This window comes from Pseudoalteromonas sp. PAST1 (assembly GCF_021532515.1).
Taxonomy (GTDB): domain Bacteria; phylum Pseudomonadota; class Gammaproteobacteria; order Enterobacterales; family Alteromonadaceae; genus Pseudoalteromonas; species Pseudoalteromonas simplex.
The window spans coordinates 1-24,107 of record NZ_JAKGBH010000032.1; the positions used below are offsets into that span (position 1 = coordinate 1).

Below are 24,107 nucleotides of genomic sequence, written 5' to 3' on the forward strand. Positions count from 1 at the left end.
AGCGTTAACAAACTTGGCCACTGCGAACGGGTTGGCAAACTAGGTTTAAGTAATAAAAGTAACAACCCTGCAGGTAGTGCACGCAATGCGCCTAATAAAAGTGGCGGCCAATCAGGTGTGGCATATTTGGTCAAGGCATAGGTGGTGCCCCATAAAAAGGCGGGGATCATGGCAAATAAAATATTCAATGTCTGTCCTTGTTAATACGAAGAGATGACAAGGTAAAACCTCAAGTAAAGTTGAGGTCAATAGCTGTATCGAGTTAAAAACAAAAAAGGTTGCCTCGTTGGCAACCTTTTTTAATGAGTTATCTTTCGATGGATACTTAGGCTTTACGCCACGTTGTTTTACCAGCAGAATCTTCGAGTACCACACCAAGTGCATTCAATGCATCGCGGGCTTCATCAGCTGCCGCCCAATCTTTGTTTGCGCGGGCTTCATTACGTTTTGCTATTAACGCTTCGATGTGTGCTACTTCATCATCAGCTTGGCCACCTTGTAAAAAGGCTTCTGGATCTTGTTGTGCTACCCCTAATACCTCTGCAACACTGCGTAGTACATAAGCGAGCTTACCAGCTTGCTCTGCATCACTGTCTTTAACACGGTTTAGCTCTTTTGCTAGTTCAAATAACACGGGTAGTGCTTCTGGTGTGTTGAAGTCATCATCCATCGCTTTTCTGAATTTAGCCACATATTCATTGCTAGCTAAATCGCATTCGATTGGCGTTACCCCGCGCAGTGCAGTGTAAATACGTTCAAGTGACGAACGTGCTTGCTCAAGGTTTTCTTGCGAATAGTTAAGCTGGCTACGGTAATGACCTGATATTAAGAAATAACGAACTGATTCAGCATCGTACTCTTTTAATACGTCACGTACGGTAAAGAAGTTGTTTAATGACTTAGACATCTTCTCTTTATTAACCTGTACCATCCCTGTGTGGATCCACGTATTCACGTACTTGCCGTTATTTGCACAGCATGACTGAGCAATTTCGTTTTCATGGTGCGGGAACTGTAAATCTGAACCACCACCGTGAATATCAAAATGTTCGCCTAAGTGCTTAGAGCTCATTGCTGAACATTCGATATGCCAACCAGGACGACCCTCACCCCATGGTGAAGACCATGACGGCTCTTCTGGCTTGGCTTTTTTCCAAAGCACGAAATCAAGTGGATCTTGCTTATCTTGTGCAACTTCAACACGTGAACCAGCCTGTAGCATGGTTAAGTCTTGTTGTGATAAAGCACCATATTGCTCAAAAGTTGATACGTCAAACAATACATCACCATCTGCAGCAACATACGCATGGCCTTTGGCAATTAGACGCTCAACCATCGCGATGATTTCATCCATATGGTTTGTTACTGTAGGCTCAACATCTGGACGCAGCATATTTAAGCTGTCGAAATCTTCATGCATGGCTTTAGTCATACGAGTCGTTAAGTCATTAATTGACTCACCATTTTCGTTAGCACGCTTAATGATTTTGTCATCAACATCTGTGATGTTACGAACATATTTTAAATCGTAACCGATGTGGCGTAGGTAACGCACAATCACGTCAAAACCAACGAAAGTACGAGCATGACCGATGTGACAGTAATCATAAATGGTGATACCACACACGTACATGTCGATTTTGCCATCAACAAGGGGTTTAAACTGCTCTTTTTGTCGCGTAAGTGTGTTGTAAATTTGTACCATTTATAAAATGTCCTTAACGGTGTTTTGAGATTCTCTATGGTAACACTTGCAAAGCCGCTGCTCTAGCGCTTTATCAATTGAATAAGCAGTTTGTTAATCGTTTTAAACAAGCTCTTTGTTAATCAAACACAACTACTATAAAATAGCCCCATTATTAAACCTGATATAGGAAACCTCATGGTTGTACTACACACAAACTTTGGTGACATCACTATCAAGATGCACGAAAGCGATGCACCAAACACAGTTAAAAACTTCTTAGAGTATGCCAGCGCTGGCTTTTACAACGGTACTATCTTCCACCGTGTAATCGATGGTTTTATGGTACAAGGCGGTGGTTTTGAGCCGGGTATGGTTCAAAAAGAAGTAAACAACCCTATCGAAAATGAAGCAAACAACGGCCTTGCAAATAAAGTGGGCACATTAGCAATGGCACGTACGCCGGATCCACATTCAGCGACTGCGCAGTTCTTCATTAACGTTAACGACAATGACTTCTTAAACTTCAGCAGTGAAACATCACAAGGCTGGGGCTACTGCGTGTTCGCAGAAGTTGTTGAAGGTATGGACGTGGTAAACAAAATCAAAGGTGTTGCTACTGGCAGCGCTGGTTTCCACCAAGACGTACCTCTTGAAGATGTCATCATCGAAAAAGTAACGGTTAGCTAATTTAATCGTTTAGTCTTTTTAAGCGGGCCTGTTGCCCGCTTTTTTGCGAGTAACCATGAAACAAAGTTATTTTATTGCCGACCTCCATTTAACAGAAAACCGCCCAGACATCACCGCGGCATTTTTTGGTTTTCTTGATAACAAGATTATTAATGATGACGTTGATGCGCTGTATATTTTGGGTGATTTTTTTGAAGTATGGGTCGGTGATGACTATCAAACTGACCTTTCAAAGAGTGTTGCCGCACGTTTAAGCCAAGTCAGTGAAAGTGGTACTGAGGTGTTTTTTATCCATGGTAATCGCGATTTCATTATGCGAGAAGACTATGCTAAAAGCGCAAGTATGACTTTACTACCTGAACAAGTTGTTATTGATTTATACGGAACTCCTACAGTTATCTTGCACGGTGATGAAATGTGCACTCAAGATATTGAATACCAAAAGTTTCGTAAAAAAAGCCGTGGTTGGTGGTGGCCAAAACTAATGCTTGCTATGCCGCTTTGGTATCGTAAGAAAATTGCCCGCAACGCCCGCGAAAAATCAAAACAAAGCCAAGCTGGCAAAGCATTAGAGATTTTAGATGTAACTGAAGATGCGGTTTTAGCCATGTTTGAAAAGCATCAGGTTGCTAATATGATCCACGGTCATACCCACCGCCCCAATGTGCATCACTATAATATAAATGGTAAAACGCTAACCCGCACTGTACTGGGTGACTGGTATGAACAAGGTTCATACTTAAGAGCTACTCCTGAAAAACAAAAACTAGTCCATACGCCCTTTAAATAAGCGTATTTTTAACTATGCTGTAAACAGTAATGTTAAATACCTTCTCTGTTTATGAACCGATTAAGCCTTTTCTGTTGCTGTTTACTGTTCAGCTTTTCAGTCCACTGCCAAACTTGGCAATTGGTCACTGAACCATTCCCACCCTATTTTATTGGTGAACAACACAAGCCTGGCTGGCTTCATGAAGTGATCATCGCAGCACTGAAAACACAAAATCAAAAAGCCTCTATCGAATATACTCAATGGGCTCGAGCATTAAAACTGGCAAAACGACATAGACGTGTGGCAGTACTCGGAGCTTATTATACTGAGTTAAGAACGCGAAGCTTTATTTATTCACAACCTCTTGCGACAGCTCACACAGTACTTTTTAAACGCGCAGGCAGCGAGATAACTTTTACTGGCTCACTATATTCACTAAAACCCTATACGATTAGTAAAGGAGAAGACTATGCAGTTAGCCCAGAGTTTGAACAACACCCAGAGCTTACTGTAACAACCACTGATAGCTTAATTGATAGCTTATTACTACTAAAACATGGCCGCGTTGATTTAGTTGCAGGCACAAAAGAAGTCGCTTTGTATTGGCTCAGCAACAGCGAGCGGTTACAACAAGCAAAGCAAGTAGAAGTTGAATATATTACCCCGACTTTAGCTACGCAAAATTTACACGTGATCAGCGACAAACATCATCCCCAAGCAAAGCAATTTCAACGTAGCTTACATTTAGGTCTAAAAGCGATTGTGGCTTCAGGTGAACTAGAAGAAATTCTTCAAAGCTATGAGTTTACTGACGAGCAAACTCGTCAATTAACTCAATTATTAAGCAGAAACCCGCGCTAGTTGCGGTAATAAGAATTCAAATTTTAAGGAACTGAGCTTACTTGTAATACATAGGTACTCAAAAAAGCTTACCTAAGCTGGCACACCACTATGAAATTTAAAGTCTTCGTCAGGAGTTGATATAAGCTCAGCTTCAAGCTGACCAAAAAATTCCACACGCTCCGTGATATCAAACTCACTGATTTCTTGTGCAAGAGTTAAATAGTCTTGGTAATGACGCGCTTCAGAGCGCAGTAGTGAAATATAAAAGTCACCTAAGCGCTTATCAACATGCGGGGCTAATTTAGCAAAACGCTCGCATGAGCGGGCTTCGATGTAAGCACCGATAATTAATTTATCTACCAAAGCATCAGGCTCGTAAGTTTTTACATGGCGCAGCATTCCTTTGGCATAACGACATGGGGTAATGCTTTTATATTCAATGCCGTATTCATCCATGATCTCAAGCACTTGATAAAAGTGATGGAGCTCTTCTTTTATAAGCATCACCATTTTATCGATAAGGTCTTGCCCATAAGGTGAATTCGATTTTGGGATCATTGATTTAGTCAGCTTGTTTTTATCTGCAAGCTCTCGCCAATCCCCTTCACGCTTATAAACAAGCGTTTCAAAGGGTTTTAACCACTCAAGCAACGCATCACTACTTTCTTTATCAACTGCATACTTACGAATTAAAAACATCGCAGACTGAGCTGCTTTTAATTCACAAATTAGGTGATCAATTAAAACCACATCTAAGTTTTCTTTTTTGGTTGCCGCAGCAATCCACTCATCAGGCGTTTCGCACTTTAAAAAAGAATGAATGGGCGCTAATAAATCAGAATAAGGCACTGAATAACTTCTCATCAAAAATCTTAATTCGATTTTATCACATAAATTAGCCCGCATTCCATGACCCACATCAGTGCAAAGTAATTTTCTATATGCACTAAAGAGTTACATTTAATCGGCTATATCGATTATTTCAGCTTCTTGACAAGATTTAATTACTGAACCATAACTTAATCAAAGCTGTACAAAAATAAAACAGCTCATATTCCTTTTTTACAGGGGCAATGATTATGATTCTAAACCACTTATGGGGCTTATACGCTCACCCACTCGAAGAATGGCAGACAATTGATAACCGTCACGAAAGCTTGCGCTATAGCTTATCGCACATTTTATTAATTGCTTGTATCCCTTCACTCATGGGCTACTATTCATCAGTTTATTTGGGCTGGAGTATTGGCGCAGGTGAAGCAGTATATCTAACCCATGATAGTGCATTACTTATCGCGGTTGCGATGTACTTTGCACTAATTGCGGGCGTGTTTGCACTTGCATACTTAGCTCATTGGATGGCAGTGACCTTTGGTGCAAAACCCACCTTTACACAAACCCTAGAACTTGCTGCGTATACAGCCACGCCAGTATTTATGTCTTCATTTGCGGCATTCTTACCTGAGCTATGGTTTGTGGTGTGTGTAGGTCTTGTAGCACTGGCCTACTCAGTTTACTTGCTCTATACAGGAGTGCCAATTTTAATGCATATTCCTGAAGAGCGAGGTTTTATCTATGCCAGTTCAGTAGTCACCTGTGGGCTGATCTTACTGGTAATTATTTTGGCTGCCACAGCTATTTTATGGACTAACGGAATTGTCCACCCTATGTTTACTTAAGTTCATTGTTATTTTCCTTTCTTTCCATAAACAAAAAAGGAGCTGTAAAGCTCCTTTTTTATACCAATCAAATCAAGGCTGATTAATCAGCACTGTTCTCTTCTTGATTGTGCAACTCTAAACTCGCTGACATGGCGTTTTCACGGGTTGATTTCGCTGAATCATTACGTAAACGGTCAATGTGGTTTAGGTAATCTTGGTCGATATCACCGGTGATGTATTGACCATCGAATACTGATGTTTCAAAACGGGTGATTTCTGGGTTTTCTTGGCTTACTGCTGAGATTAAGTCATCTAGCGATTGATAGATAAGACCATCTGCACCAATGCTGGCGTTGATATCTTCAACTTCACGGCCATGAGCAATTAGCTCAGCTGCCGATGGCATGTCGATACCATATACGTTCGGGAAGCGAATCTCTGGCGCTGCTGATGCGAAGTAAACGTTCTTCGCACCTGACTCTCGGGCCATTTCAACGATTTGCGCTGACGTTGTACCACGAACAATTGAGTCATCAACAAGTAATACGTTTTTACCTTTGAACTCACGGTCAATGGCATTCAGTTTTTGACGAACTGACTTCTTACGCATTTCTTGACCTGGCATGATAAACGTACGGCCAATGTAGCGGTTTTTAACAAAACCTTGGCGGTATGGCAGGTTAAGAGCTGATGCAATCTCTAGTGCTACGTCACATGATGTTTCTGGGATTGGAATAACCACGTCGATGTCTTTGTCAGCCCATTCACGTGCGATTTTCTCACCTAACTTAGTACCCATGTTTACACGTGTTGCATAAACAGACATACGGTCAATTGTTGAATCTGGGCGCGCAAAGTAAACAAACTCAAAGATACACGGCGAGTAAGTTGCTTTTTCAGCACACGCTTGCGAGAAAAGTTGACCATCTTCAGTTACGTAAATTGCTTCACCTGGTGCAACGTCACGAACAAACTCAAAACCATCTGTTTTTAAAGCAACGCTTTCTGATGCAAACATGTACTCAGTACCATTTGCAGTTTCACGCTTACCAAATACTAATGGGCGAATACCGTTCGGATCACGAAACGCAACAATACCGTGACCGATGATCATTGCAATCGTTGCATAACCACCGGTTACTTTATTATTCACTTCAGTAATCGCAGTGAAGATATCTTCAGCATCAAGTTTTAGCTTATTAGATTTGCTTAACTCATGCGCCACGATGTTAAGTAAAATTTCAGAGTCAGATGTTGTATTAACATGACGGCGAGCTTCTGAAAATAATTGCTGCTTTAATGCTTCTGCGTTTGTTAAGTTACCATTGTGCGCAAGTGCGATACCAAATGGCGAGTTAACATAGAAAGGTTGCGCTTCAGACGAGCTAGAAGAACCAGCTGTCGGGTAGCGAACATGGCCAATACCAATTGTACCTTGCAGACGTTTCATATGACGTGTATGAAATACATCTTTTACAAGGCCATTGGCTTTACGTAAGCTAAACGTGTTGTTTTCAATGGTAATGATGCCAGCTGCATCTTGACCGCGGTGTTGCAAAACAGTTAAGCCGTCATATAACGCCTGATTAACAGGAGAAGTTCCGACTATGCCAACGATACCACACATTAAATTTATCCTCGCCGATTAACGGTTTACAGAATTTAAAAAGCTCGAGTTGTTTTCGAGGTACGAGAAGAACCACTCAACAACAAAGCCAAATTCTGGAATCAAAATAGAGTTGCCCCACCAATGCGTATTAGGTGCACCGGTAAAAGCATCAAGAAAGAAGAGTAACGCGCTTACGACCAACACGCCACGAAGAGCACCAAACACTATGCCGAAAACACGGTCTGTGCCAGATAAACCAGTACGTTGTACAAGTTCACCTAAAATATAGTTTAGTAACCCACCCAACAGGAGTGTCGCAAAGAATAATATGGCTATTGCGGCTGCATTTCTTAAAAGGGGTTCTGAAATACTTGTTAGGAAGGATGCTAAATATTGGTAAAACAAACTAGAGATGATAAATGCGCCAGCCCATACAGCTAATGACATTGCTTCTTTTACAAAGCCACGTATTAAGCCGATGATAGTGGATAGTGCAATAATGCCAAGTATGGCGTAATCAACCCAGATCATAAGAACCAACTAGTCGTTAATTTGGGGCGCATTCTATAAGAGGTATACTCAAAATGCCAGATCATTTTGTAATTTCAAACTGAGTAACTTTGCCGTTTAACTTGGTTAACTGCTTTAACTCAGGAAGCTTACTTTCTAACTCTTTCTTGCTAAGTGAAGGACCTACAAAGACTTTTGTCAGTGTGCCGTTCGGGGTTTTGATTGGACGCGTAAAGGTTTTGAAACCATTCGCTTTTAATTTTTCTTGCAGTGATTTCACATTAGGTGCGTGAGAAAAACTACCCAGTTGAATAACATAAGCCATTTGTGTGAGGTTTTCTTCTGGCTTACGGGTTGGTTCAGGGGCTTTAGCGACTGGCTTGGCAGGCTCTTGCACTGCAACTTTTGGCTCAGCTTTGTTAATTACCGGCTCATCGATAGAAGCTTCAACCATTTGCGGCGCAGTATCAATTTGCTGGGTTTCATTTGCGACAAGATCAGCGTCGTTTGCTTGCGTATCTTCAACCGGAATTTGCGAAGGTTGCTCGGCAGAGGCGACTTTATTATCAATCACCTCTTGCAAGTCTATCGTAGTGAACTCAGGGCGTTCAGGAATAGCTTTAAAGCCTTCTTTATAATGAACCTTCTCACCATCCAAAATGTTTGGAATGAAGACAATAGCCGCCACAACCACAATCGTGGTGCCTACTAAGCGATTAATAAACCCTGCGTTCACCGATTTCCTCTCTATTTTTTAAAGTAATTGATGGCTGCAGCCACAGTTATAAACGAACCGAACACTATCACTAACGTGTTTTCATCAACATTTGGTAATAATGTATCTAGCGCAGTTTCAACACTCTCATAGTGCGTACTAGGCGCTGTTGATGTGGTTTCGGCTAGTGCTTTAGCAAGATTCTCAACTTTGTCGCCGCGAAAACAATCTAAGCTTGCTAACGACCACTGGTCAACAACATTTGCCACGGCCGACATTGCAGCCACTTTATCTTTATCTGCAAGCATAGCGACTAATGCATGAATTTTAAACCCTTGATCTTTATACACGCTTAATTTGCGTGCCAAATATCGAGCTGACTCAGGATTATGTGCAACATCGGTAAAAACAAACGGCTGCTGACTTAACTGCTGAAAGCGCCCTTCTACAGTTAGATTCGCCAAGCAATCACGCACTTGTTGCTCACTTGGCAATAGCTCAAGTTTTGCAAGTAGGGTCAACGCAGTTGCTGCATTTTGACAAGGGATAGCAGGCTTAGCTAAGCGCCAATCGTTACCTTGGTACTGCCAGTTAAAGCCTTCATTATCTTCTGTGAATATGAAGTCTTGGCCTGATAGCACCATATCAGCGTTAATTTCATTACCATAATCAGTCACTGTATGCGGAATAGCTAAATCGCCAACAATAGCCGGTGTATTGGTACGGAAAATACCGGCTTTATCGTAACCAACAAGTTCTCGAGTATCGCCTAGGTATTCTTTATGGTCTAAATCTATGGTGGTGATCACACAAGCATGTGGGTTCACTATATTAGTCGCATCAAAACGGCCACCCAGCCCCACTTCTAGCAGCACATAATCAACGGCGTGACGTTTGAAAATAGCCAGTGCGCCTAAAGTACCGTACTCAAAATAAGTAAGCTGCGTGTCACCACGGCCTTTTTCAAGCATATCGAAAGCATCAACGTGGAATTGATCGTCAAGCTCTTGGCCATTAATACGTACGCGCTCGTTATAACGAATAAGATGCGGCGAAGCATAAGTACCCACACTGTAACCCTGTGCAAGTAATAAACTTTCTAGGCAACGGGCTGTAGTCCCTTTACCGTTGGTGCCTGCAATTAAGATTATTTTGCTTGATGTATCGAGTAAGCCGACTTGGTTTGCCACACGTTCTACGCGCTCTAAACCCATTTCGATATTAGCAGGGTGGACACTTTCTAAATAACAAAGCCAATCATCAAGGCTTGATGATTGGCTAGGAAGGATTTCTTTCATAGCGTTTAATCAGTTAAGCTGAAATTTACGCTACTCTATGCTCTTGTTCAGTAGAAGGCAAGTTCATAAATTTCGCTAAGATACGTGCAAGGGTGTCACGCATTTCACGACGGTCAACAATCATGTCGATTGCACCATGCTCTAGCAAGAATTCACTGCGTTGGAAACCTTCAGGAAGCGTTTCACGTACTGTTTGCTCAATTACGCGAGGACCCGCAAAACCGATAAGCGCTTTAGGTTCAGCAACGTTTACATCACCAAGCATTGCCAGTGATGCAGATACACCACCCATTGTTGGATCAGTTAATACTGAAATAAACGGTAAGCCTTTTTCGCTCATTTTTGCAAGTGCAGCACTTGTTTTAGCCATTTGCATTAATGACATAAGAGCTTCTTGCATACGTGCGCCGCCTGATGCAGAGAAACAAATAAGTGGCATGTCGTGCTCTAAACATTGATCTACAGCTTCAACAAAACGAGCACCTACTACTGACGCCATTGAACCACCCATAAACGAGAACTCAAAAGCAACAGCAGCAACAGGAATGCCTTTTAGGCGGCCTTTCATTGCTACAAGTGCGTCTTTCTCACCGCTTACTTTTTGTGCTTGGGTAATACGGTCAGAGTATTTTTTAGAATCTTTAAACTTTAATACGTCTTTTGGTTCGTGCTCTGCACCAATTTCTTGGCGGTCAGCATCATCTAAAAAGTTTTCAAGACGTTTACGGCCACTTAAACGCATGTGGTGATCACACTTAGGACACACGTTGAGTGCTTTTTCTAATTCTGCTTTATATAAAATTGAATCACAGTCTGTACACTTAGCCCAAACCCCTTCAGGGATTTCTTTACGACCTGACGATTTAGTCGTTTTAGGTAAGATTTTTTCTAACCAACTCATTTGCAACTCTCTTAATGCTGTTCTGTGTCGCAGTCTGTTTAATTGGAAACACTCGCTTGTGTTTCTGATAACAAATAAACAGACAGATTTTTTCAATTAAAACATGAATTACCCGCAGACGATATAAAAAACTGGTCTTAGTAGTAGTCTACTAAAGTCTAACTGTCTGAATCAGGTAAGAACAAAGGCCCTAATGGTGTTTTAGGAATGCCAAAATGTTCTGGGTAATCCACGTCAACTAAGTAAAGGCCAGCGGCTTTTGCTGTTGCACTTGCCTTAGCGCGCTCTTTTAAATCAAGTAATTCTTTTAACCACACAGGTTCATGCTTATGAAGACCAATGTCCATCAAACACCCGGTGATGTTTCGTACCATGTGATGTAAAAACGCATTGGCTTTAATATCAATGATCACATAATAACCTTGGCGTTTTACCGATAAATGGTGAATAGTACGATTTGCTGTATTTGCTTGGCAGTGTAGTGCTCTAAACGAAGTAAAATCATGCTCACCTATTAAATACTGACAGGCTTCTTGCATTTTAGTTTCGTCTAATGGGTGATGAAAATGGGTCACCCCTTCACTCATGATAGCGCCGCGATAGGTGTAATTATAAATCACATAGCGATAACGACGCGCTGTGGCACTAAAACGAGCGTGAAAGTCTTCGCTTACAGGCTTGGCAAAGCGAATAGCAATATCTTTTGGCAGTAAGGTATTCATACCCATCGTAAACGCGACCATTTCACGCTCAGCGTGAGTATCAAAATGGATCACCTGCCCAGTGCCATGTACACCCGCATCGGTGCGGCCTGCACAAACAATTTCGACTGGATGATTACAAATACGCGACAACGCCGTTTCTACTTCTTGTTGTACGCTATTGACGTGTGATTGACGTTGCCAACCACTGTAACGCGCGCCGTTGTACTCTACTCCAAGTGCTACTCGCATAATGCTCTATTTACCTACTGTACTAAATGACGGGGCATTTTATGCGATCTACGAGCGCAATAAAAGCCACTGTCGTAGATCACATTGTTCTGGTTACTCAGATATCACACCAACTCGCTTAACTATTGTTGCGAGCTAGTATTAATCTTCTTCGATGTTATCGAGGCCCTTGGTGCCATCTTTAGCACGAAGCTTATGGTGGATGGCTGATTTGATCAGCATATAGCCGCTAATAGGTGCGGTGATCAGTAAGAAAATTGAAATCAAAATTTCTTTCACACTGATGCCATCGTGGGTGTAGCTAAAATACACCATGGCAGCAATTAGCAGTGATGCCATGCCAAGCGTTGTTGCTTTAGTTGGACCGTGCAGGCGCATAAAAAAGTCAGGCATTTTCACAAGTCCGATTGAACCTATAAGAATAAAGCAACCACCAATTAATAATAAGATTGATACAATCCATTCACTCATCATTTGCTACCTTATTCAATAATATCGCCACGCAGCAGGTATTTACATACAGCTACAGTGCTCACAAAGCCAAGCATGGCGATTAATAATGCGGCTTCAAAATATAAATCGGTGCCCATGCTCATGCCATAAAGAATAATTAAAGCAATGGTATTTATGAACATAGTATCTAAAGCCAATATACGATCAGGTACCGACGGCCCAACAATTAAACGCCATAGGTTTAACAATAAAGATATGGCTATCATTGCAAAAACAATTAGAAAAACGGTATCTAGCATCGAAAAATCTCCTTAAGCGGTGCTTCGTAGCGCTGCTTAATAGTATTAATTAACGCTTGTTCATCAGCTAAATCGAGTACATGAATCAATAAGTAGCGCTGCTGAATTTCTTCGCCCTCTTCGAGTGACTCAGGAATAGGATAAACCTCTGCGCTCACTGTACCTGGTGTTAAAGATACTGTGCTGGCCAAAATAGTGATTGGCATTTCATGGCTTAAATCCAACGGTACTTTGATAAAACCTGGGCGTAACTTTTTCGTTGGCCCAAGGATCAACAGGGCTACTTGTAAGTTAGCAGTCACAATATCGTACAGCACTAACAATAAGTGCCTAAACGCAAGACCCGGCCTTACAATAAGAGGCTGAGGATCACGAAATGGGAAAGTGATCCACGGAATAGTAATAGCAAAAAATGCAGCTAAAAACAGGTGTCCTGGCGACACACTGTTATTTAACAACAGCCATACAATGAATAATAAAACACTGCGAAATGGTGTTGGCAACCAACGAAAGCGAGCTTCTAAACGCATTATTGGCCTCCTTGTAATACAGCGTTGATGCTAGTGTTGATATCAAACAACTGCTCTGATGTTGCTAACATATAGTCTGAAATCGGGCCTGCAAATACAACCATTAATGGTGAACACGCAAGTAATGCAACTACAGCTATCACTTTAACAGGGTGTGCTTTGGTGCCTTCAATTGCTTCACTGTCTTTGTGAGTGTGATCCCAAAATAAGCTGGTACCAGCTCGTGAAACCGCCACTAATAACGCTAAACTAGACACTAGGTAGATTGGCCAAAACAACATGGCTTTTTCGCTATCTAGCGTGCTCTTTAAAATCCATACCTTGCCTACAAAGCCAGATAACGGTGGCATACCAACAACAGCAAGCGCAGCCACGACAAAACAAGTACCAAGTAAATATGGCTGTGCAACGGCGCGCCCTGCGACTAACCGGTCAGCAACTTTACCGCGCTGTTGAGCAATTAAATCAGCAATTAAGAATAGTGCTGCGCAAATAATGGTTGAATGCACTAAGTAGTATAGTAATGCCGCGGTCGCAGCAACATTTTGAATCGCAACCAATGCCACTAAAGTACCTACAGATACAACCACCAGATTCGCAATGAGCTTTCTAAAATCTTGACTTGCCAACACACCAATACCACCCATTACGATGGTCGCTAGTGCTAAGCCCCATAACCAAGGCTGTGCCATGTGAGCAAGCTCACCAGCATTATCACCAAATATTACGGTATACACGCGCAGCATGGCATACACACCGACTTTGGTCATAATCGCGAATAATGCAGCAACTAATGGCATTGCACTGGCGTAGGTATTCGGTAGCCATAAATGTAACGGTAATAACGCGCCTTTTAACGCAAATACCACAATTAACAGCAAGCCGCCTATTTTAGCAAGGTAAACATCGTCACCCGTCAGCTGTGGTACTTTTTGCGCTAAATCAGCAATGTTCAATGTGCCTAGCACACCATAAAGTACACCCAGCGCAATTAAGAATACGCTTGAACCAATCAGGTTTAAAATGACGTATTGCAGTGCAGCTCGGGTGCTATGTTTATTGCCGGCATGCATCAATAATGAATACGAAGCAATCAACAGCACTTCAAAAAATACGAACAGGTTAAATACATCGCCCGTTAAAAAGGCGCCATTTACACCTAACACTAAAAAGTGCACTAACGGATGGAAAAAGCTCCCTTTTTTATCATCGCCAGCACAGCTGTAAAGCACTACGACCGCACCAAGGAAACTGGTAAGTAGCACCAATAGCGTTGCTAGTCTATCGGCAACCAGCACGATACCAAATGGTGCAGACCAATCACCGATTGCGTAAACAAGCGGTGCGGTATTATTAACGTGGAATAATAAATAAGCACTTACCAAGAGTGTGACAATCGACAAAATAACCGACGAAACACGGCGGATATGTAAGTTTTTTCCACATGGCGGCATGAGTAAAATAACGCCTGCCAACATCGGAATTAAAATCGGTAAAGAAGCTAAATGCTGAATCATTTTTGCTCCTTCGATGATTTAACAAGATGGCCATCAACATGGTCATTACCCAAGTCAGCACGGCCACGAATCGCTAAAATAACCACAAAAGCGGTCATCGCAAAGCCAATTACAATGGCGGTTAAAACCAGTGCTTGAGGGAGTGGATCGGCATACTCACTACCTGTACCAAGTACAGCGGCTTTGTTAATAGTTAAGCGACCTGAAGAGAATAAAAACAGGTTAACTGCATACGACAACATAGTCAGGCCGAGTACCACCGGGAAGGTACGAGCCCGCAATATTAAGTAAATTCCGCATGCAACCAGCACGCCGACGCATGATGCGTACAATACTTCCATTAAATATTTACCTCTTGCTTGGGTGTATCAGCAGTTAATTTACCTAAACTTGCTAAAATCATCAGCGTTGCACCTACAACAGTTAAATACACACCTAAATCAAATACGATAGCACTAGCAAGTTCTGTCTTGCCGACTAGCGGAATATCAAAATAATCAAACCAGGTTGTTAGGAATGGACGTTCGAAGAACCAACTTCCAATACCTGTAAACAATGCAATAGCAATACCTGACGCAATAATCTTACGATAATTCACGTCAAATCTGTCTGCAATCCAATGCGAACCATTAGCCATATATTGCAAAATAAATGCAATCGCGGTAACCAGTCCTGCAATAAAGCCTCCACCTGGTAAGTTATGACCACGTAAGAAAATATACGCAGACACAAGTAATGCAAGTGGTAACAAGCTTTGTGAAATACTCGACAGTAGAATTGGGTAACGCTCTCTTGCCCATGGGCGCCCTTCACTATCACTTGCTGGCATAAACAGCGGCAAGTTAATAAGAAGCTTATAAATACCTAACGCAGCAATACCCAATACGGTAATCTCACCTAGGGTATCAAAACCCCTAAAGTCAACGAGGATAACGTTTACAACGTTAGTACCACCACCGCCAGTTTTTGCATTAGCAACAAAGAAGTCAGAAATTGACTCAAGTGGTCTTGTCAGCAGTGCATAACAAATACTCGCCACGACCACACCAATTGCCGATGAAATACCTAAATCACGCAGAATACGCAGTGAGCTTGACTCTTTCGGAGTACGCTGTGGTAAAAAGAACAGTGCAAGCATCAGTAGCATTACGGTAACAACTTCAACCGTTAACTGAGTCAGCGCTAAATCTGGCGCAGAGAATCGAGTAAATGCAACAGACACCATCAGGCCTACGATTGAAATCATAATCAAAGATATCATTCGTGAGCGGTGCCAAATAACCGTTGCCAGCGCACCAATTATTAGTAAGCCGGCACCAATAGCATTGTGGAAATCAATTGGGGTTAACTCACTTGCTCCCGCTAACTGGCGCATTTCAAATAAAGGCCAGCCCGCACACATGAGCACCACCGCAATCATTACAAAGGCATAGCGCTGTAACGAGCCATTTTCGATACGTTTAATCTTTTCTTGTGACCACTTAATTAAGCTATATAAGCCACGCTCAAAGCCTTTTTTAGCATTCAAAGTTGGCAATGAAGCTTGGAAATGGAACAGATGCTTACGCTGCACATAAATCATCACGCCCACGCTTGTAGCAATAAAGCTCATTAACAGTGGTAAGTTAAAGCCATGCCATACTGATAGCTTATAATCAGGGGCTGCATCACCAAGCACAGCATAAGACGCCGCAGCTAAAATATCGCTTACTGCAAAGTGTGGGAACATACCAACGAGTAAACATAGCACAACCAAAATTTCGATTGGTACACGCATATAGCGCGGTGGCTCATGAGGCTGTTTTGGCAAATCGATTGGGTCGCCATTGAAAAACACGTCATGAATAAAGCGTGCTGAATACGCGACAGAGAGTGCACCAGCAATCGTCGCTAACACTGGTATTAACCACGACATAGAGCCAAGCACTTGCTGGTGTAGTGTTTCGGCAAAGAACATTTCTTTCGACAAGAAACCATTTAACAGTGGCACGCCCGCCATGGCTGCCGCTGCTACCATAGCAAGTGTGGCGGTATACGGCATAAATCGCCACATACCATTAAGTTTACGCATATCACGGGTGCCAGTTTCATGGTCAATGATACCCGTTGCCATAAATAACGACGCTTTAAAGGTTGCGTGGTTAATGATGTGGAAGATAGCAGCCACTGTAGCAAGCTCAGTGTCTAAACCTAAGAGTAATGTAATTAAACCGAGATGGCTGATTGTTGAATAAGCCAGCAAGCCTTTTAAATCATGCTTAAATAACGCGATGTAAGCGCCAACCAATAAAGTCGCCAGACCCGTCATTGCCACTAAGATAAACCAAGTATCTGTGCCTGATAGCGCTGGATAAAAACGCGCTAATAAAAAGATACCTGCTTTAACCATGGTTGCAGAGTGCAAGTAGGCACTGACTGGTGTCGGTGCCGCCATCGCATGGGGTAACCAAAAATGAAATGGAAATTGTGCAGATTTAGTAAATGCACCCAAAAGCACTAATACCAGCGCAGCTTCATAAAGTGCATGAGATTGAATAAGTGCTTTGCTTGCTAAGATAACATCAAGATTATAGCTACCAACAATATCACCAATCAGTAATAAACCTGCTAGTAACGCAAGACCACCGGCACCGGTAATAGCAAGTGCCATGCGTGCGCCTTTGCGAGCTTCTGACTTATGCCACCAATAGCTAATCAATAAGAACGAGCTAATACTGGTGAGCTCCCAGAAAAACCACAGCTGGATCACATTATTCGACATCACGATGCCGACCATTGCGGTCATAAATAGCATTAAATAGCAGTATAGCTTTGGCATTGAGTCGCTACTACTCAAGTAATAACGCGCATAAAAAATCACCAGGGTACCGATACCCAAGATCATATATAGAAAGAGTAAAGTTAAACCATCAAGTCGAAACGAGACTTGCATGTTTAAAAGAGGGATCCACTCAGCAGTGTAGCGAATTGTTTCGCCAGAAAAGACTGCAGGGGTATACGAAAATACAATTCCAAGGGCAATCAAAGGCGCTAACATGGTCAAAGCAGTGCTTTGGTTACGTGTTAGTTTTGAAGTGCAGGATGAAATAACACTGCCGATTAAGGATAACAGGGGTATCCAGAGCAAAGTCATAATTAGGAGCCTTTTAGTGTCATAAGAATATCAATACCGCTCTAGTTTTAATTAGTTGCGTACTGTTCATTTGGATGGTCAAAAGTTGGCTTAAAAAAAGCTTACAATGCGTATAGTTATACTGATCAGGTGCTATTTTGTCTATAGGAGACACACCTATTCGCACAATATTTAACCACTTTGCATACTAAAATAGCAATAAATAGACGATTAGTCAGAAAATTTATGCTCTTTGGAAGCTGTTGTAAACACTGGCTTTAAGCCTAAAAAGGCAAAATATTCAGAAAACCGAATCGGCTTTGTTAAGGGCTGGTTAATTTGTTTTTGCCAAAGCTCTCGGTATTGCTCAGACAGGCTCATAGTTTGGTATTGCATTATTGACCAATTAGGGCTTGGTTTATAGGCTTTTTTGTTGCTACAAGCGATACTTTTTTGCCACCCTTTTGGCGGAGAAACCTCATTTGCAATAAATAGATTTGGCGCAACTAGCCCCTGTTGATTACACAGCCACTGTTGTTTTTGCTCTGCTAAAACATATTCATCTTCAAAACCATTAAAATGCATTAGCTCATGTAGAAATACCGCGTAAGATTGCGATGAATTAATATGCATAATCCCGCCAAGCACATTAGCAGCCCCTTGCTTTGACATCATCACAATAAAGTCAAAACCTTCAGGCCATGAATACTCAGCCGCATTTTGCCAGTTACATTCAAGCGCCCCATCGTTGCCATCACAGCTAAACTTATCGGCAACATAAACAACCTCAGTAAAACAAAAGCTGCCTTTTGCAGGCTCAGGCGCTTTACTATATTGCTGCTTATACTGCTTTAAAGTATCAATGCCTTTGTAATGATCTGTCATCATTAAAACATTAAATTGGCACTGACTGCTTGCCTGTACACTTGATGTTGATAAGGCTAATTGCTGTTGCTGCGCATAAGCTGGGTCAATTTGAGCTGGCGGCATTTGTTGCTGCAACAGCCACGCTTGCTTGGCATCTCCGTCAGGTAACTTGCCAGCTTTACCTAGGTAACTTATATCGAGCCACTGGTTTGCTCTGACTAGCTGCTCCGCTAAGGTTTGTTGCTGAGCTGAATTGAATTTAGCAAAGTAAGGCTGCCACCATAATTTTGCTGCGGTGTAATCATGTTGCTGCAAAAATCTGAGCGCAAGCTGATACGCCGCATTACTATCATTAAGCCTTGCTAACTGACGAAGCTGTGAGTTACTCAGCACTAAATGCTGCAAATTAATGGCGCTGGGCGCCAAGTGATAGATAGCCGTTGCTTGTGAAGGAGTGGTATTTGCGTAAAAAGCGTAAGCGGGAATAAAACGAGACACTGAGCTTGAAACAAAACCCAAGCTCAGTAATAGAATAGCAGTAAAAGAAACCTTAGCTTGCGTTTTCACCAGCCATTAACTCAAGCTCTAAGCGGGCATATTTGTATTCAACAAACTCATGCACATTGGTGGCAAGGGCAAGTCTAAAGTAATCGGCAGCAAGATAGTTATCACCCGCCGCTTGATGCATCTTCGCTAGGTAGAAATAAGCTTCGCATAAGCGGTGCGCATACTCTTGCTCTGAAGTCACACCTTCAATAATGCCAGATAAAAACTCAAACTCACTAATGTCACCTAAATAAAGTGCCAATAGTTGGTAACCCCATTGCGACTCATCAACACCCTGCGAGTTAGCTTTTAAATCAACTAAGGCCTGCGCTTTATCAGCTTCTGATTGAGCTAAATAAAGCCATAGCACACGGTAAGGGTCGCTTGGTGAACGATTTAAAAACTGCTGTAAATCATCTTGTGCAAGTGATGGGCGGTCACCATAGTAAAGGGCAATACCACGATTTAAATAGGCATACTCATGCTGCTCGTTAAGCTCAAGTGCCGAATCAAAAAACTCATAAGCTTGTTCATACTGCTGCATTAGTGTGTGATGAATGCCTAAGAAGTTATACACCTCAGCTAGGTCTGGTTTGAGCTTAATCGCACGGTTAAAGTCAATACGCGCCAAGGTCGACATACCTAAGCTGTCAAATAATACACCGCGATCATAATAAAGTTTGGCTTGTTGCTCGGCACTTAAATCAGCACGGTTTAGTAATTCAGAATAGCGAGCAATCGTAATTTCGTTACGAAAATCAGGCGCTAATGGTGCGGTAAAAGGCACATTAACAATAGCGACTGACTCAGGTTGTGAAGTTGTTTGACATGCACTTAAAGAAAAAATAGCCACAGCGGTCAATGCTAAGTGTTTAAAAATCATTAAATTCCTTAATACCTGAATTCTCTGTAGACAAAGGCGAAGCGGATAGGTTTCATTAAAGCATAAAAAAAGGGGCTAAACAGCCCCTTTTTCTTATATCCAGTAAATAACTGGTTATGTAATCATCATTAAGCGTCTTTAGACTCTTCTGCTTTCTCTTCAGCAGCTGGTTCCATAGCTTCTTTGATGCTTAGACGTACACGACCTTGGCGATCTACTTCAAGAACTTTAACTTTAACTTCTTGGCCTTCACTTAGGTGGTCAGTTACGTTGTTAACACGCTCTGTGCTGATTTGTGAAATGTGCACTAGACCGTCTTTACCCGGAAGGATATTAACGAACGCACCAAAATCAACGATACGTACAACTTTACCAGTGTAGATAGTACCTACTTCTAGCTCAGCAGTTAATTGCTCGATACGCTTGATTGCATCGTTTGCGCTGATGCCGTCAGTTGCAGCGATCTTGATTGTACCGTCATCTTCGATTTCAATCGTTGTGCCCGTTTCTTCAGTAAGTTGACGGATAGTTGCGCCACCTTTACCGATAACTTCAGCAATTTTCTTCGCAGGGATTTGCATTGTGTAGATGCGAGGTGCGAATTGAGATAACTCTTCAGAAGGTGCTGCAATCGCTTCGTCCATAACACCTAAGATGTGTAGACGTGCTGCTTTCGCTTGTTTAAGGGCGATTTGCATGATTTCTTTAGTGATACCTTCGATCTTGATATCCATTTGTAGTGCAGTGATACCGTTTGAAGTACCTGCTACTTTAAAGTCCATGTCACCTAAGTGATCTTCATCACCTAAGATATCTGAAAGAACAACGAAATCGTCGCCTTCTTTAACTAGACCCATCGCGATACCAGCAACAGATGCTTTAATTGGTACACCTGCATTCATAAGTGCTAGTGATGTACCACATACTGATGCCATAGACGATGAACCGTTTGATTCAGTGATTTCTGAAACAACACGGATTGAGTATGGGAAGTCAGTAAGTGTAGGTAGTACCGCAGCGATACCACGCTTAGCTAGGTTACCGTGACCAATTTCACGACGCTTAGGAGAGCCTACAAAACCTGTTTCACCTACGCAGAACGGAGGGAAGTTGTAGTGAAGCATGAAGTGATGCTTGTTAGTACCTGTTAAGTCGTCGATTAACTGTGAATCACGCTCAGTACCAAGCGTTGCAGTTACAAGTGCTTGCGTCTCACCACGCGTGAAGATTGCAGAACCGTGAGTACGTGGTAAAACACCCGTCATTACATCTAGTGCACGAACCATATCTGGTTCACGACCATCGATACGTTTTTCACCAGCGATGATACGGCCACGAACGATTTCTTTTTCTAAAGAACCGAATAGTTTACCAACTTCTTGCGTATCTAGCTCTTCGCCTTCAGCAAGTTCAGCTGTTAATGTAGCAACCACTTCTTCTTTCGCTGCACCTAGTGCTTCTTTACGCGCTACTTTGTCAGTGATGCGGTATGCTTCACCTACTTTATCAGCAGCAATTGCAGAGATTTTCTCAGCAAGTGTTACGTTTTTCTCTGGTGCAGTCCAATCCCAAGCTGGTTTACCCGCTTCAGCTTTGAACTCGTTGATTGCGTTGATGATAGCTTGAGATTGCTCATGACCATAAACAACCGCACCTAACATTACGTCTTCAGATAGTGTTTCAGCTTCTGATTCAACCATAAGTACTGCGTTATCAGTACCAGCAACTACTAGGTCTAATTGGCTTTCTTCAAGCTCAGCTAGTGTTGGGTTAAGTACGTATTCACCGTTGATGAAACCAACACGTGATGCACCGATAGGACCATTGAATGGGATACCAGAGATAGCAAGTGCTGCTGAAGTACCAATCATAGCAACCATGTCAGGTTGGATTTCTGGGTTAACAGAAACAACTGTCGCGATTACTTGTACTTCGTTTACGAAGCCGTCTGGGAAAAGTGGACGGATTGGACGGTCGATTAGACGAGCGATAAGTGTTTCGCCATCGTTAGGACGACCTTCACGCTTAAGGAAACCACCAGGGATACGACCCGCAGCGTACATACGCTCTTGGTAGTTAACTGTTAGTGGGAAGAAGTCTTGACCTGGTTGTGCATCACGCTTACCAACAACAGTAACTAATACTGAAGTATCGCCAATGCTTGCTAGTACTGCGCCGTCAGCTTGACGAGCGATAGCACCTGTTTCTAGGGTCACAGTGTGTTGACCTAGTTGAAATTCTTTAATAATTGCTTGCACTTAAAAATGTCCTTTAAATGTAAAAGCAACTCAGAGCTATGCTCCGAATTGGTAAAAAATAGTCCATCAAAGTACCAATTACAGTACTTAATTGTGCTTATGAAAACACGATTAAGTACTACAATTGGCAATGATGTTTTTTAATATCTAAGCAGTATCCACTACCTAGGTGTGCGCTAGTATACCTTTCATGCGCGCACAAAAAAAGGGGCTAAATAGCCCCTTTTCTCGTAATCTAGTTCTTAGCGACGTAGGCCAAGCTCTTGGATTAACGCAGTGTAACGTGCAATGTCTTTACCTTTAAGGTAGTCAAGCAGTTTACGGCGTTGGCTTACTTTGCGAAGAAGACCACGACGTGAGTGGAAGTCGTGCTTGTGGCTAGCAAAGTGACCTTGAAGCTTGTTGATATCGAAAGTTAGAAGTGCAACTTGTACTTCAGGTGAACCAGTGTCGCCTTCAGCGCGTGCAAATTTAGCGATGATTTCAACTTTTTCTTGATTGCTTAGTGACATAGTAACTCCAAAAATTAATTTAAATTGTGTTTTAGCCGATCACTAATTCAGCCAAAACGATTGAGCGGGGCGTATTCTACCCAGCTTTGCTCATAACTACAAGGTAATCTTTACTCAGGCAGTTGATTTGATAAGCCGCGCTTTGATTTTAAGTGGCCGTCTTTATGACGCTCACCAGTACCAATGAACACCCCATCAGCCATTACCTTTACCACACCATCTGGTACAGGCTTACCAATCACCACTGTTTGACCATGACTAAATGCCACTCCCTGCTCTTGAGTGATCTCAATCACAGGTAAATCAACCAAAGCAGTATCCATTGGCAGTAGTAGCTCATCGAGGTAGCTTGAAGGCGCAACATCGTCTGCTTTTGCCTGCTGTAGCTTTTCTTCAAGTTGCTCAAGAGTAACCATTTTTTCACTTGGATAGTGGCCAACAGCACTGCGATGTAACATGATGACATGCGCACCACAGCCAAGCTTTTCACCTAAGTCGTCAACAATAGTACGAATATAAGTGCCTTTAGACACGTGTGCCGTCATTTGTACTTCGTTATTAGCTTCATCAAACTCATCAAGCGTTAAACTAAATACATTAATTTTTCGACACTTACGCGGCACTTCGATACCTTCGCGAGCATATTTATACAAAGGCTGGCCTTGGTATTTTAGCGCAGAGTACATCGAAGGGTATTGATCCGACTCACCTAAGAAACTGGCAATTTGCTCAGCTAATTGTTCACGGGTGACCGATACGTCACGCGTTTCAACCACTTCACCATCTGAATCAGAGGTCGTGGTTCGCTCACCAAGCTTGGCGCGTACAACATAGGTTTTGTCAGTATCAAGCAAGAACTGGGTAAACTTAGTCGCTTCACCAAAACAAATAGGCAACATACCCGTCGCGAGCGGATCAAGCGCACCGGTGTGGCCTGCTTTTTGTGCAAAGTAAATTCCCTTTGCTTGCTGCAATGCTTTGTTTGATGAAATACCTTGCGGCTTATTAAGTAATAAGATGCCGTCAATAGCACGACCTTTACTGCGTCTAGCCATTAGTCTTTAGTGCCTTCTTCGCTGTCATCTTCGTCTACATGCTTGGCATTGTCTTCACGAATAACTGAGTCAACCAAGTTTGAAATACGCATACCTTCCATAAGCGAGTTATCGATCACAAAACGTAACTCAGGCATGATGCGCGCACGAATACGTTTACCTAATAAAGAACGAATATAACCCGTTGCTTCATTTAAGATTTTAGCGCTTTGCTTGGCTTTATCTTCATCATCAGTATTAAACACTGTGATAAATACTTTTGCGTAAGATAAGTCGCGAGATACCTCAACCGCAGACACTGTCACCATGCCTAAGCGTGGATCTTTGATTTCGCGTTGAAGAATAACAGCAATCTCTTTTTGAATTTGCTGTGCAACACGATCAGTGCGAGAAAATTCTCTCATTTCATTTCACTCTAAAATAATAACTTATTGATGTT

25 protein-coding genes are annotated in these 24,107 nt (G+C 42.2%); 4 read left to right on the forward strand and 21 right to left on the reverse strand.

Annotated elements, in window-relative coordinates; genetic code table 11:
* Together L1272_RS15405 and cysS are read right to left on the reverse strand one after the other, a co-directional pair.
* Nucleotides 1–188: EamA family transporter (locus L1272_RS15405; RefSeq protein ID WP_235373799.1), on the reverse strand; the 188-nt coding region annotated here is incomplete at its 3' end.
* Nucleotides 189–325: 137 nt separating this feature from the next.
* Nucleotides 326–1,705, reverse strand: coding sequence for a cysteine--tRNA ligase (gene cysS, locus L1272_RS15410; RefSeq protein WP_054553153.1), 1,380 nt, complete (start codon nt 1,703–1,705; stop codon nt 326–328).
* Nucleotides 1,706–1,882: 177 nt separating this feature from the next.
* Here cysS and L1272_RS15415 point away from each other — a divergent pair, with 177 nt between their 5' ends.
* The 3 genes from L1272_RS15415 to L1272_RS15425 are packed head-to-tail and all read left to right on the forward strand — an operon-like array spanning nt 1,883 to nt 4,007.
* Nucleotides 1,883–2,374 carry a peptidylprolyl isomerase gene (locus tag L1272_RS15415; RefSeq protein ID WP_054553154.1) on the forward strand — a complete coding sequence of 164 codons (492 nt, stop codon included), beginning with the start codon at nt 1,883–1,885 and terminating at the stop codon, nt 2,372–2,374.
* 55 nt (nt 2,375–2,429) lie between these two features.
* Nucleotides 2,430–3,164, forward strand: coding sequence for a UDP-2,3-diacylglucosamine diphosphatase (locus L1272_RS15420; protein WP_235373800.1), 735 nt, complete (start codon nt 2,430–2,432; stop codon nt 3,162–3,164).
* A 51-nt stretch (nt 3,165–3,215) separates the two neighbouring features.
* Nucleotides 3,216–4,007, forward strand: coding sequence for a transporter substrate-binding domain-containing protein (locus L1272_RS15425; RefSeq protein WP_235373801.1), 792 nt, complete (start codon nt 3,216–3,218; stop codon nt 4,005–4,007).
* Nucleotides 4,008–4,079: 72 nt separating this feature from the next.
* Here L1272_RS15425 and miaE read toward each other — a convergent pair whose 3' ends face one another.
* On the reverse strand, nt 4,080–4,838 hold the full coding sequence (gene miaE / locus L1272_RS15430; protein WP_055021736.1) for a tRNA isopentenyl-2-thiomethyl-A-37 hydroxylase MiaE: 759 nt from the start codon (nt 4,836–4,838) through the stop codon (nt 4,080–4,082).
* Between the two features lie 230 nt (nt 4,839–5,068).
* Here miaE and L1272_RS15435 point away from each other — a divergent pair, with 230 nt between their 5' ends.
* Nucleotides 5,069–5,668 carry a Yip1 family protein gene (locus L1272_RS15435; RefSeq protein ID WP_054553157.1) on the forward strand — a complete coding sequence of 200 codons (600 nt, stop codon included), beginning with the start codon at nt 5,069–5,071 and terminating at the stop codon, nt 5,666–5,668.
* Between the two features lie 82 nt (nt 5,669–5,750).
* Here the strand turns inward: L1272_RS15435 and purF are convergent, their stop codons facing one another.
* The 18 genes from purF to rbfA form a co-directional block, all read right to left on the reverse strand.
* Nucleotides 5,751–7,277 (reverse strand): amidophosphoribosyltransferase, encoded by a 1,527-nt coding sequence (gene purF / locus L1272_RS15440; RefSeq protein WP_054553158.1) that lies wholly within the window; start codon nt 7,275–7,277, stop codon nt 5,751–5,753.
* Nucleotides 7,278–7,295: 18 nt separating this feature from the next.
* On the reverse strand, nt 7,296–7,790 hold the full coding sequence (locus L1272_RS15445; protein ID WP_036969851.1) for a CvpA family protein: 495 nt from the start codon (nt 7,788–7,790) through the stop codon (nt 7,296–7,298).
* Between the two features lie 61 nt (nt 7,791–7,851).
* Nucleotides 7,852–8,505, reverse strand: a complete 654-nt coding sequence (locus L1272_RS15450) for an SPOR domain-containing protein (RefSeq protein ID WP_187490795.1) — start codon at nt 8,503–8,505, stop codon at nt 7,852–7,854.
* Nucleotides 8,506–8,516: 11 nt separating this feature from the next.
* Entirely contained in the window at nt 8,517–9,782 is a 1,266-nt protein-coding gene (gene folC / locus L1272_RS15455; RefSeq protein ID WP_235373802.1) for a bifunctional tetrahydrofolate synthase/dihydrofolate synthase, read from the reverse strand.
* Nucleotides 9,783–9,807: 25 nt separating this feature from the next.
* Nucleotides 9,808–10,683 (reverse strand): acetyl-CoA carboxylase, carboxyltransferase subunit beta, encoded by an 876-nt coding sequence (accD, locus tag L1272_RS15460; RefSeq protein ID WP_058586313.1) that lies wholly within the window; start codon nt 10,681–10,683, stop codon nt 9,808–9,810.
* A 158-nt stretch (nt 10,684–10,841) separates the two neighbouring features.
* Nucleotides 10,842–11,636: a tRNA pseudouridine(38-40) synthase TruA gene (gene truA, locus L1272_RS15465; RefSeq protein ID WP_235373803.1), complete on the reverse strand. Its 795-nt coding sequence runs from the start codon at nt 11,634–11,636 to the stop codon at nt 10,842–10,844.
* Between the two features lie 141 nt (nt 11,637–11,777).
* The gene (locus L1272_RS15470; RefSeq protein ID WP_054553163.1) at nt 11,778–12,110 is read right to left on the reverse strand and encodes a Na+/H+ antiporter subunit G; all 333 of its coding nucleotides are present in this window, start codon (nt 12,108–12,110) and stop codon (nt 11,778–11,780) included.
* A gap of 8 nt (nt 12,111–12,118) precedes the next feature.
* Nucleotides 12,119–12,388, reverse strand: a complete 270-nt coding sequence (locus tag L1272_RS15475) for a K+/H+ antiporter subunit F (protein WP_054553164.1) — start codon at nt 12,386–12,388, stop codon at nt 12,119–12,121.
* Complete coding sequence (locus tag L1272_RS15480; protein WP_054553165.1) at nt 12,382–12,918, reverse strand: Na+/H+ antiporter subunit E; 537 nt, start codon at nt 12,916–12,918, stop codon at nt 12,382–12,384. Before L1272_RS15480 ends, L1272_RS15475 begins: the two co-directional genes overlap by 7 nt.
* Nucleotides 12,918–14,435, reverse strand: a complete 1,518-nt coding sequence (locus L1272_RS15485) for a monovalent cation/H+ antiporter subunit D (protein WP_199529208.1) — start codon at nt 14,433–14,435, stop codon at nt 12,918–12,920. Before L1272_RS15485 ends, L1272_RS15480 begins: the two co-directional genes overlap by 1 nt.
* Nucleotides 14,432–14,776, reverse strand: a complete 345-nt coding sequence (locus L1272_RS15490) for a Na+/H+ antiporter subunit C (RefSeq protein ID WP_054553167.1) — start codon at nt 14,774–14,776, stop codon at nt 14,432–14,434. The genes L1272_RS15485 and L1272_RS15490 overlap by 4 nt, the downstream gene beginning before the upstream one ends.
* Nucleotides 14,776–17,568, reverse strand: a complete 2,793-nt coding sequence (locus L1272_RS15495) for a monovalent cation/H+ antiporter subunit A (protein ID WP_054553168.1) — start codon at nt 17,566–17,568, stop codon at nt 14,776–14,778. Before L1272_RS15495 ends, L1272_RS15490 begins: the two co-directional genes overlap by 1 nt.
* A gap of 210 nt (nt 17,569–17,778) precedes the next feature.
* Nucleotides 17,779–18,981, reverse strand: a complete 1,203-nt coding sequence (locus tag L1272_RS15500; RefSeq protein WP_235373804.1) for a hypothetical protein — start codon at nt 18,979–18,981, stop codon at nt 17,779–17,781.
* On the reverse strand, nt 18,965–19,843 hold the full coding sequence (nlpI, locus tag L1272_RS15505) for a lipoprotein NlpI (RefSeq protein WP_235373805.1): 879 nt from the start codon (nt 19,841–19,843) through the stop codon (nt 18,965–18,967). The genes L1272_RS15500 and nlpI overlap by 17 nt, the downstream gene beginning before the upstream one ends.
* Before the next feature lie 128 nt (nt 19,844–19,971).
* Nucleotides 19,972–22,101, reverse strand: a complete 2,130-nt coding sequence (gene pnp / locus L1272_RS15510; protein WP_054562096.1) for a polyribonucleotide nucleotidyltransferase — start codon at nt 22,099–22,101, stop codon at nt 19,972–19,974.
* Nucleotides 22,102–22,343: 242 nt separating this feature from the next.
* A complete protein-coding gene (rpsO, locus tag L1272_RS15515) occupies nt 22,344–22,613 on the reverse strand; it encodes a 30S ribosomal protein S15 (protein WP_054553172.1) in 270 nt (89 codons plus the stop codon).
* A gap of 110 nt (nt 22,614–22,723) precedes the next feature.
* Entirely contained in the window at nt 22,724–23,668 is a 945-nt protein-coding gene (gene truB, locus L1272_RS15520) for a tRNA pseudouridine(55) synthase TruB (RefSeq protein WP_054553173.1), read from the reverse strand.
* Complete coding sequence (rbfA, locus tag L1272_RS15525; RefSeq protein ID WP_054553174.1) at nt 23,668–24,072, reverse strand: 30S ribosome-binding factor RbfA; 405 nt, start codon at nt 24,070–24,072, stop codon at nt 23,668–23,670. Before rbfA ends, truB begins: the two co-directional genes overlap by 1 nt.
* Nucleotides 24,073–24,107 lie beyond the last annotated feature (35 nt).

What these genes read in the sequence shown, in the direction of transcription:
- L1272_RS15470 (WP_054553163.1), bottom strand. Translation starts at nt 12,110, where the DNA reads ATGATGAGTGAATGGATTGTATCAATCTTATTATTAATTGGTGGTTGC.
- L1272_RS15425 (WP_235373801.1), top strand. Translation starts at nt 3,216, where the DNA reads ATGAACCGATTAAGCCTTTTCTGTTGCTGTTTACTGTTCAGCTTTTCA.
- nlpI (WP_235373805.1), bottom strand. Translation starts at nt 19,843, where the DNA reads ATGATTTTTAAACACTTAGCATTGACCGCTGTGGCTATTTTTTCTTTA.
- L1272_RS15420 (WP_235373800.1), top strand. Translation starts at nt 2,430, where the DNA reads ATGAAACAAAGTTATTTTATTGCCGACCTCCATTTAACAGAAAACCGC.
- L1272_RS15415 (WP_054553154.1), top strand. Translation starts at nt 1,883, where the DNA reads ATGGTTGTACTACACACAAACTTTGGTGACATCACTATCAAGATGCAC.
- truA (WP_235373803.1), bottom strand. Translation starts at nt 11,636, where the DNA reads ATGCGAGTAGCACTTGGAGTAGAGTACAACGGCGCGCGTTACAGTGGT.
- L1272_RS15490 (WP_054553167.1), bottom strand. Translation starts at nt 14,776, where the DNA reads ATGGAAGTATTGTACGCATCATGCGTCGGCGTGCTGGTTGCATGCGGA.
- L1272_RS15485 (WP_199529208.1), bottom strand. Translation starts at nt 14,435, where the DNA reads ATGATTCAGCATTTAGCTTCTTTACCGATTTTAATTCCGATGTTGGCA.
- L1272_RS15435 (WP_054553157.1), top strand. Translation starts at nt 5,069, where the DNA reads ATGATTCTAAACCACTTATGGGGCTTATACGCTCACCCACTCGAAGAA.
- folC (WP_235373802.1), bottom strand. Translation starts at nt 9,782, where the DNA reads ATGAAAGAAATCCTTCCTAGCCAATCATCAAGCCTTGATGATTGGCTT.
- rpsO (WP_054553172.1), bottom strand. Translation starts at nt 22,613, where the DNA reads ATGTCACTAAGCAATCAAGAAAAAGTTGAAATCATCGCTAAATTTGCA.
- L1272_RS15445 (WP_036969851.1), bottom strand. Translation starts at nt 7,790, where the DNA reads ATGATCTGGGTTGATTACGCCATACTTGGCATTATTGCACTATCCACT.
- truB (WP_054553173.1), bottom strand. Translation starts at nt 23,668, where the DNA reads ATGGCTAGACGCAGTAAAGGTCGTGCTATTGACGGCATCTTATTACTT.
- cysS (WP_054553153.1), bottom strand. Translation starts at nt 1,705, where the DNA reads ATGGTACAAATTTACAACACACTTACGCGACAAAAAGAGCAGTTTAAA.
- accD (WP_058586313.1), bottom strand. Translation starts at nt 10,683, where the DNA reads ATGAGTTGGTTAGAAAAAATCTTACCTAAAACGACTAAATCGTCAGGT.
- purF (WP_054553158.1), bottom strand. Translation starts at nt 7,277, where the DNA reads ATGTGTGGTATCGTTGGCATAGTCGGAACTTCTCCTGTTAATCAGGCG.
- L1272_RS15475 (WP_054553164.1), bottom strand. Translation starts at nt 12,388, where the DNA reads ATGCTAGATACCGTTTTTCTAATTGTTTTTGCAATGATAGCCATATCT.
- L1272_RS15495 (WP_054553168.1), bottom strand. Translation starts at nt 17,568, where the DNA reads ATGACTTTGCTCTGGATACCCCTGTTATCCTTAATCGGCAGTGTTATT.
- rbfA (WP_054553174.1), bottom strand. Translation starts at nt 24,072, where the DNA reads ATGAGAGAATTTTCTCGCACTGATCGTGTTGCACAGCAAATTCAAAAA.
- L1272_RS15480 (WP_054553165.1), bottom strand. Translation starts at nt 12,918, where the DNA reads ATGCGTTTAGAAGCTCGCTTTCGTTGGTTGCCAACACCATTTCGCAGT.